The organism is Pseudomonas sp. DP-17 (genome assembly GCF_022380625.1).
GTDB classification, from domain to species: Bacteria; Pseudomonadota; Gammaproteobacteria; order Pseudomonadales; family Pseudomonadaceae; genus Pseudomonas; species Pseudomonas nitroreducens_A.
On record NZ_JAKSXG010000004.1, the window covers coordinates 158,695 to 178,197 of the forward strand.

At 62.3% G+C, this 19,503-nt stretch carries 16 protein-coding genes and 3 tRNA genes; 13 read left to right on the forward strand and 6 right to left on the reverse strand.

Going from position 1 to position 19,503, the window contains the following annotated elements; genetic code table 11:
• The first annotated feature begins 193 nt into the window (after positions 1 to 193).
• A complete protein-coding gene (locus MJ122_RS10120) occupies positions 194 to 670 on the forward strand; it encodes a DUF1289 domain-containing protein (RefSeq protein WP_088417464.1) in 477 nt (158 codons plus the stop codon).
• 152 nt (positions 671 to 822) lie between these two features.
• On the opposite strand, the gene MJ122_RS10125 is transcribed toward MJ122_RS10120, so the two are convergent.
• The gene (locus tag MJ122_RS10125; RefSeq protein WP_239744069.1) at positions 823 to 1,686 is read right to left on the reverse strand and encodes a universal stress protein; all 864 of its coding nucleotides are present in this window, start codon (positions 1,684 to 1,686) and stop codon (positions 823 to 825) included.
• Between the two features lie 205 nt (positions 1,687 to 1,891).
• Here MJ122_RS10125 and miaE point away from each other — a divergent pair, with 205 nt between their 5' ends.
• A complete protein-coding gene (gene miaE, locus MJ122_RS10130; protein WP_088417462.1) occupies positions 1,892 to 2,503 on the forward strand; it encodes a tRNA isopentenyl-2-thiomethyl-A-37 hydroxylase MiaE in 612 nt (203 codons plus the stop codon).
• A 73-nt stretch (positions 2,504 to 2,576) separates the two neighbouring features.
• On the opposite strand, the gene MJ122_RS10135 is transcribed toward miaE, so the two are convergent.
• The 3 genes from MJ122_RS10135 to MJ122_RS10145 form a co-directional block, all read right to left on the reverse strand.
• Positions 2,577 to 3,908 carry an SPFH domain-containing protein gene (locus MJ122_RS10135; protein ID WP_088417461.1) on the reverse strand — a complete coding sequence of 444 codons (1,332 nt, stop codon included), beginning with the start codon at positions 3,906 to 3,908 and terminating at the stop codon, positions 2,577 to 2,579.
• Between the two features lie 124 nt (positions 3,909 to 4,032).
• Positions 4,033 to 4,755: a UDP-2,3-diacylglucosamine diphosphatase gene (gene lpxH / locus MJ122_RS10140; RefSeq protein ID WP_088417460.1), complete on the reverse strand. Its 723-nt coding sequence runs from the start codon at positions 4,753 to 4,755 to the stop codon at positions 4,033 to 4,035.
• A 4-nt stretch (positions 4,756 to 4,759) separates the two neighbouring features.
• Positions 4,760 to 5,266: a peptidylprolyl isomerase gene (locus tag MJ122_RS10145; RefSeq protein ID WP_017519610.1), complete on the reverse strand. Its 507-nt coding sequence runs from the start codon at positions 5,264 to 5,266 to the stop codon at positions 4,760 to 4,762.
• A gap of 121 nt (positions 5,267 to 5,387) precedes the next feature.
• Between MJ122_RS10145 and MJ122_RS10150 the strand changes: the two genes are divergently transcribed.
• Both MJ122_RS10150 and cysS read left to right on the forward strand, forming a co-directional pair.
• Complete coding sequence (locus MJ122_RS10150) at positions 5,388 to 7,070, forward strand: glutamine--tRNA ligase/YqeY domain fusion protein (RefSeq protein ID WP_239744322.1); 1,683 nt, start codon at positions 5,388 to 5,390, stop codon at positions 7,068 to 7,070.
• Positions 7,071 to 7,073: 3 nt separating this feature from the next.
• Positions 7,074 to 8,462, forward strand: a complete 1,389-nt coding sequence (gene cysS, locus MJ122_RS10155) for a cysteine--tRNA ligase (protein WP_239744070.1) — start codon at positions 7,074 to 7,076, stop codon at positions 8,460 to 8,462.
• Positions 8,463 to 8,524: 62 nt separating this feature from the next.
• Here cysS and folD read toward each other — a convergent pair whose 3' ends face one another.
• Positions 8,525 to 9,379: a bifunctional methylenetetrahydrofolate dehydrogenase/methenyltetrahydrofolate cyclohydrolase FolD gene (gene folD, locus MJ122_RS10160; protein WP_239744071.1), complete on the reverse strand. Its 855-nt coding sequence runs from the start codon at positions 9,377 to 9,379 to the stop codon at positions 8,525 to 8,527.
• Between the two features lie 262 nt (positions 9,380 to 9,641).
• On the opposite strand from folD, the gene MJ122_RS10165 reads away from it, so the two are divergent.
• The 9 genes from MJ122_RS10165 to MJ122_RS10205 all read left to right on the forward strand — a co-directional run bounded on the left by MJ122_RS10165 (position 9,642) and on the right by MJ122_RS10205 (position 18,592).
• Positions 9,642 to 9,718, forward strand: a tRNA-Arg gene (locus tag MJ122_RS10165).
• Positions 9,719 to 9,749: 31 nt separating this feature from the next.
• Positions 9,750 to 9,825 (forward strand) — tRNA-His (locus MJ122_RS10170).
• A gap of 52 nt (positions 9,826 to 9,877) precedes the next feature.
• Positions 9,878 to 9,962, forward strand: a tRNA-Leu gene (locus tag MJ122_RS10175).
• A 142-nt stretch (positions 9,963 to 10,104) separates the two neighbouring features.
• Complete coding sequence (gene tig / locus MJ122_RS10180; protein WP_239744072.1) at positions 10,105 to 11,415, forward strand: trigger factor; 1,311 nt, start codon at positions 10,105 to 10,107, stop codon at positions 11,413 to 11,415.
• Positions 11,416 to 11,508: 93 nt separating this feature from the next.
• Positions 11,509 to 12,147, forward strand: coding sequence for an ATP-dependent Clp endopeptidase proteolytic subunit ClpP (clpP, locus tag MJ122_RS10185; protein ID WP_037006195.1), 639 nt, complete (start codon positions 11,509 to 11,511; stop codon positions 12,145 to 12,147).
• 108 nt (positions 12,148 to 12,255) lie between these two features.
• Positions 12,256 to 13,536 (forward strand): ATP-dependent Clp protease ATP-binding subunit ClpX, encoded by a 1,281-nt coding sequence (gene clpX / locus MJ122_RS10190; RefSeq protein ID WP_017519553.1) that lies wholly within the window; start codon positions 12,256 to 12,258, stop codon positions 13,534 to 13,536.
• A gap of 133 nt (positions 13,537 to 13,669) precedes the next feature.
• Complete coding sequence (lon, locus tag MJ122_RS10195; protein ID WP_239744073.1) at positions 13,670 to 16,066, forward strand: endopeptidase La; 2,397 nt, start codon at positions 13,670 to 13,672, stop codon at positions 16,064 to 16,066.
• Between the two features lie 136 nt (positions 16,067 to 16,202).
• Positions 16,203 to 16,475, forward strand: a complete 273-nt coding sequence (hupB, locus tag MJ122_RS10200) for a nucleoid-associated protein HU-beta (RefSeq protein WP_003087931.1) — start codon at positions 16,203 to 16,205, stop codon at positions 16,473 to 16,475.
• A 227-nt stretch (positions 16,476 to 16,702) separates the two neighbouring features.
• Positions 16,703 to 18,592 (forward strand): SurA N-terminal domain-containing protein, encoded by a 1,890-nt coding sequence (locus tag MJ122_RS10205; protein ID WP_239744074.1) that lies wholly within the window; start codon positions 16,703 to 16,705, stop codon positions 18,590 to 18,592.
• Between the two features lie 90 nt (positions 18,593 to 18,682).
• Here the strand turns inward: MJ122_RS10205 and fabI are convergent, their stop codons facing one another.
• Positions 18,683 to 19,480, reverse strand: a complete 798-nt coding sequence (fabI, locus tag MJ122_RS10210; RefSeq protein ID WP_239744075.1) for an enoyl-ACP reductase FabI — start codon at positions 19,478 to 19,480, stop codon at positions 18,683 to 18,685.
• Between the last annotated feature and the right edge of the window lie 23 nt (positions 19,481 to 19,503).

Sequence of the window (19,503 nt, forward strand, 5' to 3'; positions counted from 1 at the left end):
CAGACCGCGCGGCTGCCGGAATCTGTGCTTCGTGACGCTTTGAAAACAGCTTCTTTCGGACAATGACGCCAAAAAGGCGCAGCCATTCTAATGGAATTAATGGGCCTTGGTAAGCCGATTTGCGTGGCGCCAAAGGGTGATCTTGCCTAGACAAAGGGCTAACATGCCCGCTTTGCCGACAACCTGTTTCCCCATGTCTTCCCAGCGCATCAAAACCCCCTGTGTCGGGCTCTGCTCGACGGTCTATGGCGACCTTGTCTGTCGTGGCTGCAAGCGTTTCCACCATGAAGTGGTGAACTGGAACCGCTACGGCGACGAGGAGAAGCGGGCGGTCCTGAGTCGTCTGGAAATCCTGCTGGCCCAGGTGATGATGGCCAAGCTGGAGGTCTTCGATGCGTCCTTGCTGCGCAGCCAGCTGGAGCAGCGGCAGATCCGCTTCGTGCCCGAGCAGTCACCTTATTGCTGGGCCTATCAGCTGATCGCCCGCGGTTCGCGGATGATCAACCAGATCGAGGCCTACGGTCTGGCGCTGCTGCCGGAGTTTCGTGGCTGGCCGCTGCCCGACCTGCGCGATGCCATCGACAAGGAGTTCTTCATCCTCTCCGAGGCGCATTACGAGCGGTACATCGCGCCGAGCTTCCTGGCTGACGGGCTGGGCTCGAGGGTCTGATCGCCGCCGCACGACAGGAAAGCCGCCCGATGGGCGGCTTTCTGCTTTTAGGGGAGCGAGCTTTCTCGCGAACGGATCACCCCGTAGCCCTGCGCTGGGCGGGTTCGCGAGCGAGGACCAGGCGGTTTCACTCGCCCGGGCATTCAAGCCCGTCAGGGCTTGGCGGCGATTTCTTCCAGGTGGGCGACGATGTCGTCCGGCTTGAGCACCAGGACGTCGCTTTCCAGCGTATCCAGCACCACTTCGGCGGTATTGCCGATCAGCGCGCCGGCGAACCCGGTACGCGCCACACTGCCGATCACTGTCACCGCGGCGTCGAGGTTGTGCGCCGCGCGCGGGATCAGTACGTCCGCCGGGCCTTCCTCGATGTGCAGATGCTGGTCGTCGACGCCGTATTCGGCCTGGAACGCCTTGCATGCCTCGCGGTACTTGGCCTCGATGGTCTCGCTGAGCTGGAAGGTCGGGTCGGCCGCCGAAAGCATGGGCGAGGGGTGCGCGCTGATGACGTGCAACTGGCCATGGGCGAGGCCGGCGATGTCGTAGGCGTGGCTGACAATCCCGGCGTGCAGCGTACGGTGCTCGACGTCGTTGTTGCCCACGTCCACGGCGGCGAGGATGTTGCGCCCGGCCCAGGGCAGGCTGGTCTTCGCCAGCAGCACCGGAGAAGGGCAGAAGCGCAGCAGCTTCCAATCGTCGGGGGTGAGCAGTGCCTTCTTCAGCGGGTTGTCCGGGCTGTGCTGCTTGATCACCAGCCCGCAGCCTTCGGCCTGCTGCTCGGCGATGATGGTCTGGTGCAGGTTGTCCTTCCAGGCTTGGCGGCTGGATGCGCTGAAGCCTTCCTGGCGCAGGACCTCCGCCACTTCCTCGAGCTTGGCGCTGCAGTCGGCGCGCCGTTCGCAGGCGAGCAGGTGCAGGTGCGACTGGGTCACGCTGGCGATCAGGCGGGCCCGTTTCAGCGCGAGACCTTCCGGCTGGTCCGGGTCCACGACTACGAGGATGCTACGGATGGCTTGCATGATCGTCTCCCTTCGTGCGCGTTGTTTATGTGGAACAACTGTAGTCGGGATATCTCGTTCATGACGTTGAGGCATATCAATGCCGGATGCTGGTCCCGCGCGGCGGCACTCGTATAATGCTCCGCCTTTATTGCACCGGCCAGAGAAGCGCAGGGTGCGCCAAGCGTTTGCGCGGCTGCATGGCGGCCGCGGTTGGAGAACTGACATGCTGTCTGAAATCAGGGAATTCCTCGGTTGTGCCACGCCGGATGCGTGGGTGGAAGCCGCGCTGCGGGATCAGGCGGTGATGCTGATCGACCACAAGAACAACGAGTTCAAGGCTGCCAGCACGGCCCTGGCCCTGATCGCCAAGTACAGCGCCCACGAGGAGCTGGTGAACTTCATGTCGCGCCTCGCCCGCGAAGAGCTGCGCCATCATGAGCAGGTGCTGGCGATCCTCAAGAAGCGCGGCATACCCCTGCGGCCGATCTCCGCCGGTCGTTACGCCTCTGGCCTGCGCGCCGTGGTGCGCAACCACGAGCCACAGAAACTGGTGGATACCCTGATCGTCGGCGCCTTCATTGAATGCCGCAGTTGCGAGCGTTTTGCCGCGCTGGTGGATCACCTGGATGCCGATCTGGCCAAATTCTACGGCTCGCTGCTGAAGTCCGAGGCGCGGCACTTCCAGGGCTACCTGAGCCTGGCGCGCCGCTACGGCGATGACGCCGACATCGACCGCCGCGTGGCGGAGATCCGCGAAGTGGAAGCTGGCCTGATCCAGTCGCCGGACAGCGAATTCCGCTTCCATAGCGGTGTGCCGTTGGAGCAGGCGGCCTGAGCCGCTCGCCGAAATAAAAAAAGCGCCCTGAGGGGCGCTTTTTTTCCGCTTTTGTAGGAGTGCGCTTGCGCGATCAGTCTTTCACCTTCAGATCCAGCGCCAGGTCACGCGCGGCCTTGGTCGCCAACACGCCCATCAGCTGGCCGATCTCGTCCTGACGGCTGCTGGCGCTGTTCTGCCCGCCGGCCATCATCACGCTCGGCACCGGCGCCTGGGCGGCGGCTTCGGCCCAGACCTTGTTGATGGCGATCAGCGCGTCCAGTTTGGGCTGCAGCGCGCCGTCCGCCTTGATGACCGCTTCGCGGGCATAAGCATCGGCGTCGGCGGTGATCTTGGTGGCCTGCGCGGTCACGGCAGCCTTGTCACGCAGCAGCTCGGCAGTCTGCTTCTCGATCTCGGCGCGCTGCTTCTCGCGCTCGGCATTGATCACCGCCAGCTGCTTCTCGGTTTCTGCCTGGGTGGTGCGCTCGATCTGGTCGCGCAGGGTTTCCTGGCGCTTGGCTTCCACTTCCTTCTCGCCGCGGGCGGTGACCAGCAGCTTCTCTTCCTCTTCCTTCAGGCGGTTCTGGCGAGCCACCGCCAGCTCGGCCAGGGCCTGCTGCACCTTGACCATGCGCTGCTTGTACTGCGGATTCGGGTCGACGTTGGTGATGCGCGCCTCCACCACTTCCACGCCGAACTTGCGGAATTGCTGCTGTTTGCGCACCGGGATGCCTTTGGCGTCGGTGACCTTCTCGGTGACGAACTGGCTGGCATTGTTGTCGCCGAAGCTGCCCTGTTCGGTGCCGGCCTGCAGGATCGCGGTCTGGTGCGGTAAGGCGCCGCGCGGGCCGCGGACTTCCTTGCGCTTGATCAGGTACAGGCCGTCGTTGAGCTGGTTCTCGAATTCCGCGGCGAACTCGCTGCGGGCGCCGGCGTAGTAATCGTCGGCAGTCATCAGCGAGGCGGTGGCCTGCAGGGTTTCCTTGATCGCCGGGACCAGTGCGGTGCGGATGAAGTTGTCCGGGTTGCGGTATTCCTGGGCCATCTTCAGGAACTGGTCGCCGCCGGGCAGGCGGAAGCGCGCGGAGGACTCGACCTTGGCGTCGACGTTGCCGAGGAAGACGATGGGGAAGGCTTCGATGGTGGCGCCCAGCCCGTCGTTGTCCGGGTTGTTGTCGTTCTCGTCCACAAGCAGCACGGACTGCACGCTGATGGCTTTCTTCCAGGTGGTGGCTCGGCCGAACCACTTGGTGGCGTAGCCGACATCGTCGACGATCTTCTCGTCGCCGAAGATGGTCCGCACGTGGGTCATGAAGCCGGCTTCGTTATAGAAGAAGACGCCGTTGAACAGGATGAAGCCAGCGGCGACCAGCGCCAGCGGCGCCGCGCCGAATTTGATGAGATTTCCTTTGGAGACCAGCATGTTTCTTCCTTGAGTGAGCAAACCCGCAATGCTGCTGAAGACGGCAGGTCCTGGTCAATAGGAAAGGTCTTACAGTGCGAGTCGGTTAACGTCAGAAGGCCACCATTGCAGTGGCCAGGATGGTTCAGAGCGGGAAGGGCGCCTGCTGCAGGCCCTGCTCGTCGGCTTCCAGGGCCCAGCCCTGGCTGTCCCAGTCGCCGAGGACGATTCGCCGCGCGGGGCGGCCGTCGATTTCCAGTTCGTGGACGGCAGGGCGGTGGGTGTGTCCGTGGATCAGGATGCGTACGCCCTTGTCGCGCATGATCTTCTCTACTTCCGCCGGGGTGACGTCGACGATCTCGCTGGCCTTCATGCGGGTCTGTGCGCGGCTTTCCTTGCGCAGCTTGCGGGCCAGCTTGTGGCGGGTGGCCAACGGCAGGTTGCGCAGGATAAACAGGCTCAGCGGGTTGCGCAGCCAGCGGCGCAGCTTCATATAGGCTGCATCGAGGGTGCACAGGCTGTCGCCGTGCATCAGCAGGATCTTCTCGCCGTCCAGGTCGATCAGGCTCGGGTCGCGCAGCAGGGTGCAGCCGGCTTCGCGGCAGAAAGCCTGGCCGATCAGGAAGTCGCGGTTGCCGTGCATGAGGTAAACACGCGTGCCGCGGTCGGACAGTTCGCGCAGGGCGCGGGCGATGGAGTGCTGGAACTCGTCCATGCCATCGTCGCCGATCCAGGCTTCGAAGAAGTCGCCGAGGATATACAGCGCCTGCGCCTTGCGGGCGCGGGTGGAAAGGAAATGCAAGAACGCCCGGGTGATGTCCGGGCGTTCCGCTTCAAGATGCAGGTCCGAGATGAACAGGACGCTCATCGACTCACTCGCCGATGACTTCTGCTTTCTCGATGATCACGTCGTCGGCCGGTACGTCCTGGTGGCCGGAGCGCATGGTGGTCGCGACGGTCTTGATCTTGTTGACCACGTCCATGCCGTCCTTCACTTCACCGAACACGCAGTAGCCCCAACCCTGCACGGTCGGCGCGCTGTGGTTGAGGAAGTCGTTGTCGGCGACGTTGATGAAGAACTGCGCGCTGGCCGAATGCGGCTCCATGGTACGGGCCATGGCAACGGTGCCGATCTTGTTGCCGACGCCGTTGTTGGCTTCGTTCTTGATCGACTTGCGGGTGGTCTTCTGCTTCATGCCCGGCTCGAAACCGCCGCCCTGGATCATGAAGTTGTTGATCACGCGGTGGAACACGGTGTTGTCGTAATGGCCGGCCTTCACGTACTCCTTGAAGTTGGCCACGGTTTCCGGCGCCTTGTCGTCGAAGAGTTCAAGGGTGATATCGCCGAAATTGGTCTGCAGTTTGACGGTGGTAGTCATCAGGGAAATCCGCTCTTTTGAAAAATCGAAGGCCTGTCAGGGGGTTGACAGCTTCGGCTATGATAAGCGCTTTGGTTTGGCTGGCCTACCCTGGCCGAACACCAGCATGATCAAGGACACCATGAGCAAGCCTACCGCCGATACGAAAGAAGCCACTGTTGCCGCCAACTTCCTGCGCCCGATCGTTGCGGCCGACCTGGAAAGTGGCAAGCACCAGAAGATCGTCACCCGCTTCCCGCCGGAGCCCAACGGCTACCTGCACATCGGCCACGCCAAGTCCATCTGCCTGAACTTCGGCCTGGCCAAGGAGTTCGGCGGTGACTGCCACCTGCGCTTCGACGACACCAACCCGGCGAAGGAAGACCAGGAATACATCGACGCCATCGAGGCCGATGTGAAGTGGCTGGGCTTCGACTGGGTCGGCCCGGTGCGCTATGCGTCCAGCTACTTCGACCAGTTGCATGCCTGGGCGGTGGAGCTGATCAAGGCCGGCAAGGCTTTCGTCTGCGACCTCAATGCCGAGGAAATGCGCGCCTACCGCGGCTCCCTGACCGAGCCGGGCAAGAACAGCCCGTTCCGTGACCGTTCGGTGGAAGAGAACCTGGACCTGTTCGCCCGCATGAAATCAGGCGAATTCCCGGATGGCGCCCGCTCGCTGCGCGCGAAGATCGACATGGCCTCGCCGAACATCAACCTGCGCGACCCGATCCTCTACCGCATTCGCCACGCCAATCACCACCAGACCGGCGACAAGTGGTGCATCTACCCCAGCTACGACTTCACCCACGGCCAGTCGGACGCCATCGAGGGCATCACCCACTCCATCTGCACCCTGGAGTTCGAGGATCACCGCCCACTTTACGAGTGGTTCCTGGCCAACCTGCCGGTCCCGGCTCAGCCGCGCCAGTACGAGTTCGCGCGCCTGAACCTGAACTACACCATCACCAGCAAGCGCAAGCTCAAGCAACTGGTGGACGAGAAGCACGTCGACGGCTGGGATGACCCGCGCATGTCGACCCTCTCCGGCTATCGCCGCCGCGGCTACACCCCGGCGTCGATCCGCACCTTCTGCGACATGATCGGCGTGAACCGGGCCGGCGGCGTGGTGGACATCGGCATGCTGGAATTCGCCATCCGTGACGACCTGGATGCCAATGCCGGTCGCGCCATGTGCGTGCTCAAGCCGCTGAAGGTGGTCATCACCAACTACCCGGAAGGCCAGGTCGAGAGCCTCGAGCTGCCGTGCCATCCGAAGCAGGACATGGGCATGCGCGTGCTGCCGTTCAGCCGCGAGATCTATATCGACGCCAGCGACTTCGAAGAAGTCCCGCCGGCCGGCTACAAGCGCCTGATCCCCGGCGGCGAAGTGCGCCTGCGCGGCAGCTACGTGATCCGCGCCGACGAGGCGATCAAGGATGCCGACGGCAACATCGTCGAACTGCGTTGCAGCTACGACGAGAACACCCTGGGCAAGAACCCCGAAGGCCGCAAGGTCAAGGGCGTTATCCACTGGGTGCCGGCCGCCGAGAGCATCGAGTGCGAAGTGCGCCTGTACGACCGCCTGTTCCGCTCCGCCAATCCGGAGAAGTCGGAAGAGGGCGGCAGCTTCCTCGACAACATCAACCCGGACTCCCTGGTGGTACTCAAGGGCTGCCGCGCCGAGCCGTCGCTGGCTGGTGCCACCGCGGTCGACCGCTTCCAGTTCGAGCGCGAGGGCTACTTCTGCGTGGACTCGAAGGATTCCCGGCACGGCGCCCTGGTGTTCAACCGCACCGTGACCCTGCGCGACTCCTGGGGGCAGTGAGGCATGGCTGACTTGCAGATCTACAGCACGCTGTCCAAGACCAAGGACGTCTTCAAGCCGCTGGTCAGCAACCAGGTGCGCATGTACGTGTGCGGCATGACCGTCTACGACTTCTGCCACATCGGCCATGCCCGCGTGATGGTGGCGTTCGACGTGATCGCCCGCTGGCTGCGCCATCGCGGCTATGACCTGACCTACGTGCGCAACATCACCGATATCGACGACAAGATCATCCGTCGCGCCCAGGAGAACGGCGAATCGTTCGAAGACCTGACCGCCCGCATGATCGCCGCGATGCATGAGGACGAGGCGCGCCTGTCGGTCCTGCGTCCGGACATCGAGCCGCGCGCCACCGGCCACATTGCCGGCATGCACGAGATGATCCAGACGCTGATCGACAAGGGTTACGCCTACGCTCCGGGCAACGGCGACGTCTATTACCGGGTCGGCAAGTTTGCCGGCTACGGCAAGCTGTCGCGCAAGAAGATCGAGGACCTGCGCATCGGTGCGCGGATCGAGGTCGACGAATCCAAGGAAGACCCGCTGGACTTCGTGCTCTGGAAAGGCGCCAAGCCGGGCGAGCCGAGCTGGGAGTCGCCCTGGGGCGCCGGGCGTCCCGGCTGGCACATCGAGTGCTCGGTGATGTCCACCTGCTGCCTGGGCGAGACCTTCGATATCCACGGCGGCGGTCCCGACCTGGTGTTCCCGCATCACGAGAACGAGATCGCCCAGAGCGAGGCGGCCACCGGCAAGCTCTACGCGGCCAGCTGGATGCACGCCGGCGCCGTGCGCGTGGATGGCGAGAAGATGTCCAAGTCCCTGGGCAACTTCTTCACCATCCGTGAGGTGCTGGAGAAGTACCACCCGGAAGTCGTGCGCTTCCTGCTGGTCTCCAGTCACTACCGCAGCCCGATCAACTACTCCGAAGACAACCTGAAGGAAGCCAAGGGCGCGCTGGAGCGTTTCTACACCGCGCTGCGCGGTCTGCCGCGGGTGGTGGCCGAGGGGGGCGAGGAGTTCGTCGCGCGCTTTGGCGCCGCGATGGACGACGACTTCGGTACGCCGGAAGCGGTTGCCGTGCTGTTCGAGATGGTCCGCGAGGTCAACCGCCTGCGCGAGAGTGATCCGGCGGCTGCTGCGGCACTGGCTGCGCAGGTGCGTGAACTGGGCGCTCTATTGGGCGTGCTGCAGCTGGATGCCGACGAGTTCCTCCAGGCTGGCGCGGCTGGCAAGGTCGACGCGGAACAGGTCGAGGCGTTGATCCAGGCTCGCCTGGATGCCCGCGCGGCGAAGAACTGGGCCGAATCCGACCGTATCCGCGATGAGCTGACCGCTCTGGGCGTGGTGCTGGAAGATGGCAAGGGCGGTACTACCTGGCGTCTCGCCGAGTAATAGCTCCTTGAAAATGAAAAAGGCCGCTGATCAGCGGCCTTTTTCATGCTCGTCGAAACCTGTCAGGTATGCAGGTGTTCGGCGGCGTAGAGGGTGTTTTCCAGCAGGCAGGCGCGGGTCATCGGGCCGACACCGCCCGGCACCGGTGTGATCCAGCTGGCGCGCTCGGCGGCCACGTCATATTCCACGTCGCCCACCAGCTTGCCGTCTTCCTGGCGGTTGATGCCCACGTCGATGACGATGGCGCCCTCCTTGATCCACTCGCCCTTGACCAGGCCCGGCTTACCGGCGGCCACGACCACCAGATCGGCGCGGCGTACGTGCTCGGCCAGGTCACGGGTGAAGCGGTGGGTCACGGTGACGGTGCAGCCACCCAGCAGCAGTTCCAGTGCCATGGGGCGGCCGACGATGTTCGACGCGCCCACGACCACTGCGTCCATGCCGTAAAGGTCGACGCCGGTGCTTTGCAGCAGGGTCATGATGCCTTTCGGGGTGCAGGGGCGCAGCAGCGGGATGCGCTGGGCCAGGCGGCCGATGTTGAATGGGTGGAAGCCGTCCACATCCTTGTCCGGGCTGATGCGTTCCAACAACTGGGAGGCGTCGAGATGGGCAGGGAGGGGCAGTTGCACGAGGATACCGTCGATGGCCGGGTCGGCGTTCAGGCGGTCGATCAACGCCAGCAGCTCTTGCTGTGTGGTGCTGGCAGGGAGGTCGTACGCCTGGGAAAGGAAGCCGACCTCTTCGCAGTCCTTGCGCTTGTGCGCGACATAGACCTGAGAGGCGGGGTCGCTACCGACCAGGATCACAGCCAGGCCGGGGATGCGCAGTCCTTGCTGGCGGCGTTCGTCGACGCGTTGGCCAATCTGCTGGCGGAGGCTGGCGGCGATCGCTTTGCCGTCGATCAGTTTTGCAGTCATGTCGGGGGGATAACCATTAAGGCGGGTGAAAAGAAGGCGCGCATTTTCGCACGCTGCCTCCATAAGGCAAAGGCGGGAGTCCCCGATTTGGCGTAACTCCTTTATCTCTTTGAATTTTTTTTAAAAAAGTTGTTGACGGGGTATGGCCTCATCGATAACATGCGCCCCGCTTGCCGAGCACAGCCTGAAACACGAAAGAGGCGGTGCCAACCGATTCGGTGGTTTCCACTGGGTCTGCTTAGCAAGGGTTGCAGCCACTAAAGCGCCCGTAGCTCAGCTGGATAGAGCATCCGCCTTCTAAGCGGATGGTCGCAGGTTCGAGTCCTGCCGGGTGCGCCAAGTGGCGTTCGGTACAAGCAAGTGTAATATGGTGGGCGTAGCTCAGTTGGTAGAGCACAGGATTGTGGCTCCTGGTGTCGTGGGTTCGATTCCCATCGTCCACCCCATATTCCGAAGCGCCAGGCCCAGAGCCTGGCGTTTTCGTTTCTGCGGTACCCTGCGGACGTGGTGAAATTGGTAGACACGCCGGATTTAGGTTCCGGTGGCGCAAGCTGTGAGAGTTCGAGTCTCTCCGTCCGCACCATCTTCTTTCCATAAGCTCTCGCATCCGTGAATTTCTGCAGCTTCCACTCAGGGTGACTTCTGCATTTCTAGCTACTAGAATGCTCGCCCTTGATTCTGGGAGCCGGAAGGACCGGCTTACGTCTGTGCCACGAGGAATATCCATGCAAGTTTCCGTTGAAAGCACCTCCGCTCTTGAGCGCCGCATGACTGTTGGCGTGCCGGCCGAGCGTATCGAGACCGAAGTCAACAAGCGTCTGCAGCAGACCGCTCGTCGCGCCAAGGTTCCTGGCTTCCGTCCCGGCAAGGTGCCGATGAGCGTGATCCGTCAGCGCTACGAAGCCGCCGCTCGTCAGGAAGCCCTCGGTGACCTGATCCAGGAAACCTTCTACGAAGCCGTGGTCGAGCAGAAGCTGAACCCGGCGGGTGCTCCTTCTGTCGAGCCGAAAGTGTTCGAGAAAGAGAAGGGCCTCGAGTACATCGCTACCTTCGAAGTCTTCCCGGAATTCAAGGTTGCCGGTTTCGACGGCATCAAGGTCGAGCGCCTGCAGGCCGACGTGGCTGACGCCGATCTCGACAACATGCTGGAAATCCTGCGCAAGCAGAACACCCGCTTCGAAGCCGTTGATCGCGCCGCTCAGAACGACGATCAGGTGAACATCGACTTCGTTGGCAAGATCGACGGCGAAGCCTTCGCTGGCGGTTCCGCCAAGGGCACCCTGCTGGTGCTGGGCTCCGGTCGCATGATCCCGGGCTTCGAAGAAGGCCTGGTTGGCGCCAAGGCCGGTGAAGAGCGCGTGCTGAACGTGACCTTCCCCGAGGACTACCAGAATCTGGACCTGGCCGGCAAAGCCGCCGAGTTCACCGCTACCGTCAACAGCGTCGCCGAGCCGAAGCTGCCGGAACTGAACGAAGAGTTCTTCGCTCTGTTCGGCGTGAAGGAAAGCACCCTGGAAGGCTTCCGCACCGAAGTTCGCAAGAACATGGAGCGTGAGCTGCGTCAGGCCATCAAGTCCAAGGTGAAGAACCAGGTGATGGAAGGTCTGGTCGAGACCAACCCGATCGAAGTTCCGAAAGCCCTGATCGGCAATGAAGTCAATCGTCTGCGCGTTCAGGCTGTTCAGCAGTTCGGTGGCAACATCAAGCCCGACCAACTGCCGGCCGAGCTGTTCGAAGAACAAGCCAAGCGTCGCGTGGTACTGGGTCTGATCGTCGCCGAGCTGGTCAAGCAGCATGAGCTGAAGGCTGACGAAGCCCGCGTTCGCGAAATGATCGAAGAGATGGCTTCCGCTTATCAGGAGCCGGAACAAGTTGTTTCCTGGTACTACAAGAACGACCAGCAACTGAACGAAGTTCGTTCGGTTGTACTGGAAGAACAAGTTGTAGATACTGTCCTGCAGAAGGCCAATGTGACCGACAAGCAGGTATCCTACGAAGAAGCGGTCAAGCCTGCAGAAGCTCCGCAAGCGGCCTGATCCAGCGCTTCGTTCGATTGTCACAAGCCAGCCTTCGGGCTGGCTTGTGCGTCTATAGAGACATGACTTTTTATTAGGGAGTGATCGTCGGACATGCATAATCCTTATATGCCGCAAGTTCCGAACATTCAGGCCGCTGGTGGTCTGGTGCCGATGGTGGTGGAGCAGTCCGCCCGCGGTGAGCGTTCCTACGACATCTATTCGCGCCTGCTCAAGGAGCGGATCATCTTCCTGGTCGGCCAGGTCGAGGACTACATGGCCAACCTCGTGGTTGCCCAGTTGCTGTTCCTCGAAGCCGAGAACCCGGACAAGGATATCCACCTCTACATCAACTCCCCGGGTGGTTCGGTGACCGCTGGCATGTCGATCTACGACACCATGCAGTTCATCAAGCCCGACGTGTCCACCATCTGCGTGGGCCAGGCGTGCAGCATGGGCGCCTTGTTGCTGGCTGGCGGCGCCGCGGGCAAGCGCTATTGCCTGCCGCACTCGCGGATGATGATCCACCAGCCGCTGGGCGGCTTCCAAGGCCAGGCCTCGGATATCGAGATCCACGCCAAGGAAATCCTCTTCATCAAGGAGCGCCTGAACCAGGTGCTGGCGCACCATACCGGCCAGCCGCTGGACATCATCGCCCGCGATACCGACCGTGACCGCTTCATGAGCGGCGAAGAGGCCGTCAAATACGGTCTGATCGACCAGGTCTTCACTCAGCGTCCTGCTGCGAGCTGAGTCTCTCCGCAATACCGCGGCCGGTGATCCGGCCGCTTCGCGGGCTTGAAAATGCCTGCGAATGCCTTCATCTTGTCCTTCACGTATATCCCCGATTGGAACGATCGAATGACTGACACCCGCAACGGCGAGGACAACGGCAAGCTGCTGTATTGCTCCTTCTGCGGCAAGAGCCAGCACGAAGTGCGCAAGTTGATTGCCGGCCCCTCGGTCTTTATCTGCGACGAGTGCGTCGACCTGTGCAACGACATCATCCGCGAGGAGGTGCAGGAAGCACAGGCGGAGAGCAGTGCGCACAAGCTACCGGCGCCGAAAGAGATCCGCACCATCCTCGATCAGTACGTGATCGGCCAGGAACGTGCCAAGAAAACGCTCGCTGTAGCGGTGTACAACCACTACAAGCGCCTGAACCAGCGTGAGCGCAAGGACGACGTCGAACTCGGCAAGAGCAACATCCTGCTGATCGGGCCGACCGGCTCGGGCAAGACCCTGCTCGCCGAGACCCTGGCGCGTCTGCTCAATGTTCCCTTCACCATCGCCGATGCCACCACCCTCACCGAGGCTGGCTACGTGGGCGAGGATGTCGAGAACATCATCCAGAAGCTGCTGCAGAAGTGCGACTACGATGTCGAGAAGGCTCAGATGGGCATCGTCTACATCGACGAAATCGACAAGATCTCGCGCAAATCCGACAACCCGTCGATCACCCGCGACGTGTCCGGCGAAGGCGTTCAGCAGGCCCTGCTGAAGCTGATCGAAGGCACGGTGGCTTCCGTACCGCCCCAGGGCGGCCGCAAGCACCCGCAGCAGGAATTCCTGCAGGTCGACACCCGCAACATCCTGTTCATCTGCGGTGGCGCGTTCGCTGGCCTGGAAAAGGTCATCCAGAACCGCTCCACCAAGGGCGGCATCGGCTTCAACGCCGAAGTTCGCAGCCAGGAAGCGGGCAAGAAAGTGGGCGAGGCGCTGCGTGAGGTCGAGCCGGAAGATCTGGTGAAATTCGGCCTGATCCCCGAGTTCGTCGGCCGCCTGCCGATCATCGCGACCCTTGACGAGCTGGACGAACCTGCGCTGATGCAGATTCTGACCGAGCCGAAGAACGCGCTCACCAAGCAGTACGCCAAGCTCTTCGAAATGGAAGGTGTAGACCTCGAGTTCCGCCCGGACGCGCTCAAGGCCGTCGCTCGTCGCGCCCTGGAGCGCAAGACCGGCGCCCGTGGCCTGCGTTCGATCCTCGAAGGCATCCTGCTCGATACCATGTACGAAATCCCCTCGCAGAACGACGTCAGCAAGGTGGTGATCGACGAAAGCGTCATCGAGGGCTCCTCCCAGCCGCTGCTGATCTACGAGAACAGCGAGCAGCCGGCCAAGGCTGCACCTGACGCCTGAAACCAGAAGGGGCCCTAGGGCCCCTTTTTTCTTCCCATCTACCGCGCTTGTTTTTTCCCAGTCCTAACCCCATCTTAGCCCGAAGGGTCCAATCCCATCGTTTAGGCCAAGTGCCGCTGTAGAGCCGAATATCATGAAAACACTCGTCGAGTTGCCCCTGCTCCCCCTGCGTGACGTAGTGGTCTATCCGCACATGGTCATCCCGCTTTTCGTGGGGCGTGAGAAATCCATCGAGGCCCTCGAGGCCGCCATGACCAGCGACAAGCAGATCCTGTTGCTGGCGCAGAAGAACCCGGCCGACGACGATCCGGGCGCCGACGGCCTGTACCGCATGGGTACCGTGGCCACCGTCCTGCAGCTGCTGAAACTGCCCGACGGCACCGTCAAGGTGCTGGTCGAAGGCGAGCAGCGCGGCCAGGTTGAGCGCTTTATCGATGAGGAAGCCTATTGCCGCGCCGAAGTGTCGATCATTGACGAGGTCTCCGTCGGCGAGCGCGAATCCGAAGTCTTCACCCGTAGCCTGCTCAGCCAGTTCGAGCAGTACGTCCAGCTGGGCAAGAAAGTCCCGGCTGAGGTCCTGTCCTCACTCAACAGCATCGACGAGCCCGGCCGCCTGGTGGATACCATGGCCGCCCACATGGCGCTGAAGATCGAGCAGAAGCAGGAAATCCTCGAGATCACCGAGCTGTCTGCCCGTGTCGAACACGTGCTGGCGATGCTGGATGCCGAGATCGATCTGCTGCAGGTCGAGAAGCGCATCCGCGGCCGCGTGAAGAAGCAGATGGAGCGCAGCCAGCGCGAGTACTACCTGAACGAGCAGATGAAGGCCATCCAGAAAGAGCTGGGTGACATCGATGAAGGTCACAACGAAGTCGAAGAGCTGAAGAAGCGCATCGACGCTGCCGGCCTCACCAAGGAAGCCATGGCCAAGGCTACTGCCGAGTTGAACAAGCTCAAGCAGATGTCGCCGATGTCCGCCGAGGCGACCGTGGTGCGTTCCTACATCGATTGGCTGGTCAATGTGCCGTGGAAAGCCGAAAGCAAGGTGCGCCACGATCTGGACAAGGCCGAGGATATCCTCGATGCCGACCATTACGGTCTGGAAGAGGTCAAGGAGCGCATCCTTGAGTACCTCGCCGTGCAGAAGCGCGTGAAGAAGCTCAAGGGCCCGGTGCTTTGCCTGGTCGGCCCGCCCGGTGTCGGCAAGACCTCGCTGGCCGAGTCCATCGCCCGCGCAACCAACCGCAAGTTCGTGCGCATGGCCCTGGGCGGCGTGCGTGACGAGGCGGAGATTCGTGGTCACCGTCGTACCTACATCGGTTCCATGCCCGGCCGTCTGATTCAGAAGATGACCAAGGTCGGCGTGCGCAACCCGCTGTTCCTGCTCGACGAGATCGACAAGATGGGCAGCGACATGCGCGGCGACCCCGCGTCGGCGCTGCTGGAAGTGCTCGATCCGGAGCAGAACCACAATTTCAACGACCACTATCTCGAAGTCGACTACGACCTCTCCGACGTGATGTTCCTCTGCACGGCGAACTCCATGAACATTCCGGCAGCGTTGCTGGACCGCATGGAAGTCATCCGCCTTCCGGGTTACACCGAGGACGAGAAGATCAACATCGCCTCGAAATATCTTGTGCCGAAACAGACTGCGGCCAATGGTCTCAAGAAGGGCGAGGTGGTCTTCGAAGAAGCGGCTACCCGTGACATCATCCGTTATTACACCCGTGAAGCCGGTGTGCGCAGCCTCGAGCGCCAGATCGCCAAGGTCTGCCGCAAGGCGGTCAAGGATGGCGGCAAGGCCAAGCGCATCGAAGCGGTGGTGACTCCGGATTCGCTGGAAAACTACCTGGGCGTGCGCAAGTTCCGCTACGGCCTGGCCGAGCAGCAGGACCAGATCGGCCAGGTCACCGGCCTCGCCTGGACCCAGGTGGGCGGCGAGTTGCTGACCATTGAATCGGCCATGGTTCCCGGCAAGGGCGCACTGACCAAGACCGGCTCGCTGGGTGACGTCATGGCGGAGTCCATCACTGCTGCGCTGACCGTGGTTCGTAGTCGTTCGAAGAGCCTGGGCATCGCCCCGGACTTCCACGAGAAGCACGATATCCACATCCACGTGCCCGAGGGCGCCACGCCCAAGGACGGCCCTAGCGCGGGTATCGGCATGTGCACTGCGCTGGTCTCGGCGATTACCCAGATCCCGGTCCGGGCGGACGTTGCCATGACCGGCGAGATCACCCTGCGTGGTCAAGTGCTGGCCATTGGTGGCCTGAAGGAAAAACTTCTGGCTGCGCACCGGGGTGGAATCAAGACTGTGATCATTCCCGAGGAAAATGTACGAGACCTTAGGGAAATTCCGGATAATATTAAGGCTGATCTCGTTATTAAACCGGTTAAATGGATTGACGAAGTCCTGCAAATTGCGCTGCAATACGCCCCGGAGCCCTTGCCCGATGCGGCTCCCGAGATGGTTGCAAAGGATGAGAAGCGCGAGTCTGATTCCAAGGAGCGAATCAGCACGCATTAGTTGGGGGGCTTTCTTGACACTGTTTTTGAGCCCTTGTTATAAAGCGGCACTTGCTTTGTCAGTTGGCAAACCAGCACCTGCTTTTGCTTACACCTAACACATAGAAACATACTCAACAGAAATAAGGGGACTTAGAGTGAACAAGTCGGAACTGATCGATGCTATCGCCGCATCTGCTGATATCCCGAAAGCTGTTGCCGGTCGCGCTCTGGACGCGGTGATCGAGTCCGTAACTGGCGCCCTGAAGGCTGGTGACTCCGTCGTACTGGTAGGCTTCGGCACCTTCGCTGTCAAAGAGCGCGCTGCTCGCACCGGTCGCAACCCGCAAACCGGCAAGCCGATCAAGATTGCTGCTGCTAAGATCCCGGGCTTTAAGGCCGGTAAAGCTCTCAAGGACGCTGTCAACTAAGCGTCTTTTTGGACTTGACCTGGACCGGTTCAACCTCGGTTGGGCCGGTCACGGAGCGGTGACCCGGCTGGCGTAGGTCGGTTGGAATCATCAGGGGTCACGGGCTCAAAGCCCGCAAGCTCCACCAGTTACGAGAAGGCGCATCCTCGGATGCGCCTTTCTTATATCCGCCTTTTTTCCACGCCGCGCCGCCATTGACGGTGGGCCGTGGCCGCGTCGGGGGCCGCATGCTGCAAAACATCAGGGACAATTCCCAAGGCTGGATCACCAAGACCATCCTGGGCGTGATCGTTGTCCTCATGGCTTTGACCGGGTTCGATCAGATCATTCGCGCAACCCACCACGAGAACGTCGCTGCTCAGGTCAACGGTGAAGACATTGGTCTGCCGGAGCTGCAGCAGGCTGCGGACATGCAGCGTCGCCAGCTGATGCAGCGTCTGGGCAAGGACTTCGATTCGTCCATGCTCGACGACAAGCTGCTCAAGGACGCCGCGCTGAAATCGCTCATCGAGCGCAAGCTGGTCCTGCAAGCCGCCCAGAACGACAAGTTCGCCTTCTCCCAGCAGGCGCTGGACCAACTGATCCTGTCAACCCCTGAATTCCAGGTGGACGGCAAGTTCAGTGCTGAGCGCTTCGACCAGGTCATCCGCCAGATGGGCTATGACCGCATGCAGTTCCGCCGCATGTTCGGCGAGGAAATGCTCATTGGTCAGCTGCGCGCCGGCATCGCCGGTACCGGGTTCGTCACCGATGACGAGCTCAATGCCTTCGCCCGCCTGGAGAAGCAGACCCGCGACTTCGCCACCCTGACCCTCAAGGCCGACCCGGCCAGGAGCAAGGTCGAGGACAGCGAGATCAAGGCCTACTATGACGCCCATAGCGCCGAGTTCATGACACCCGAACAGGTCACCATCGACTACGTCGAGCTGAAGAAGTCCGCCTTCTTCGACCAGGTCGAGGTGAAGAAGGAAGACCTCGACGCGCTCTATCAGAAGGAAATCGCCGGCCTGGCCGAGCAGCGCGACGCCGCGCACATCCTGATCGAGGTGAACGACAAGCAGAACGACCAGCAGGCCAAGGCGAAGATCGACGAGATCAAGGCGCGCCTGGACAAGGGTGAAGACTTCGCCAAGCTGGCCAAGGAGCTGTCCAACGACACCGGTTCCGCCGCCAACGGTGGTGACCTCGGCTTTGCCGGTCGCGGCGTGTATGACCCGGCCTTCGAAGAGTCGCTGTATGCGCTGAAGAAGGGCGAAGTCTCCGCGCCGGTGAAAACTTCCTACGGCTGGCACCTGATCAAGCTGCTGGGAGTCGAAGCGCCGGAAGTCCCGACCTTCGACAGCCTGAAGGCCAAGCTTGAGCATGAAGCCAAGGCCCAGCTGGTCGAACAACGCTTCGTCGATGCCACCAAGCAGCTGGAAAGCTCCGCCTACGAAGCTTCCGATCTGGGCCAGCCGGCCCAGGACATGGCCCTGAAGGTGCAGACCAGCAAGCCGTTCGGCAAGGAAGGTGGCGAGGGTGTGACTGCCAACCGCCAGGTCATCCAGGCCGCCTTCAGCCCCGAAGTGCTGGAAGAGGGCGCCAACAGCGGCGCCATCGAACTGGACCCCGACACCGTAGTCGTGCTGCGCGTGAAGGAGCACCACAAGCCTCAACAGGAAACCCTGGAGCAGGTCAGTGGCGATATCCTCAAGCGTCTGCAGGTCGAGCACGCCGCCACCGATGCCAAGGCTCGTGGCGAAGCGCTGCTGGCGGGGCTGCGCGATGGCAAGATCCCGCTGACCCAGGCCCAGGAAGGCCAGGACTGGAAAGTCGTGGAAGCGGCTGCCCGTGGCCAGGAAGGGGTCGATCCGGTCGTGCTGCAGAGCGTGTTCCGCATGGCTCGCCCGGACGGTGCCGGCAAGCCCAGCCTGGGCGGTGTCGCACTGCAGAACGGCGACTTCGTGGTGGTCAAGCTCAGCGGTGTGAGCGAGCCGGAGGCCAAGCCGACCGAGCAGGAGAAGGCGATGTACCAGCGCTTCCTCGCCTCGCGCAGCGGCCAGGACGATTTCTCGGCCTTCCGCCGCTATCTGCAGGATCAGGCGAAGATCGAGAAGTTTGACGACGCCAAGAAGTAAAGGACAGGGGGCCGCGCAAGCGGCCCTCGTTTTATCCGGTACAAGAAAAAGGCCGCTGATGCGGCCTTTTTCTTTGTCTGTGAGAGCGGCTCAGTCGTCGCCCAGCGGGCCCATGGCGGTGGTGTTGAAGCCGCCGTCGACATAGAGAATCTCGCCACTGATGCCACTGGCCAGGTCCGAGCAGAGGAAGGCACTGGCGTTGCCGACCTCCTCGATGGTCACGTTGCGCCGCAGCGGCGTCTGGCGTTCGTTGGCGGCAAGCATCTTGCGGAAGCTCTTGATGCCCGAGGCGGCGAGGGTGCGAATCGGGCCGGCGGAGATGGCGTTGACGCGGGTGCCGTCCGGACCGAGGCTGCCGGCCAGGTAGCGGACGCCGGCCTCCAGGCTGGCCTTGGCCATGCCCATGACGTTGTAGTTGGGCATCGTGCGTTCGGCGCCCAGGTAGGAGAGGGTGAGCAGGCTGCCATTGCGGCCCTGCATCAACCCGCGCCCGGCCTTGGCCAGGGCGATGAAGCTGTAGGCGCTGATGTCGTGGGCGATGCGGAAGCCGTCACGGGTGGTGACTTCGGTGAAGTCGCCGTCGAGCTGGTCGCCCGGCGCGAAGCCCACCGAGTGGACGATGCAGTCCAGGCCATCCCACTGCTTCGCCAGTGCGGCGAACACGGCCTCGATGTCCTCGTCGCTGGACACGTCGCAGGGGAAGCAAAGATCGGCGCTGGAGCCCCAGCCGGCGGCGAACTCCTCGACGCGGCCCTTGAGCTTGTCGTTCTGGTAGGTGAAGGCGAGCGCGGCGCCTTCGCGGTGCATCGCCGCAGCGATACCGGAAGCGATGGACAGCTTGCTGGCGACTCCGACTATCAGTACGCGTTTACCGGCGAGAAAACCCATGTGCTCTCCTTCTGTGAGCTGAG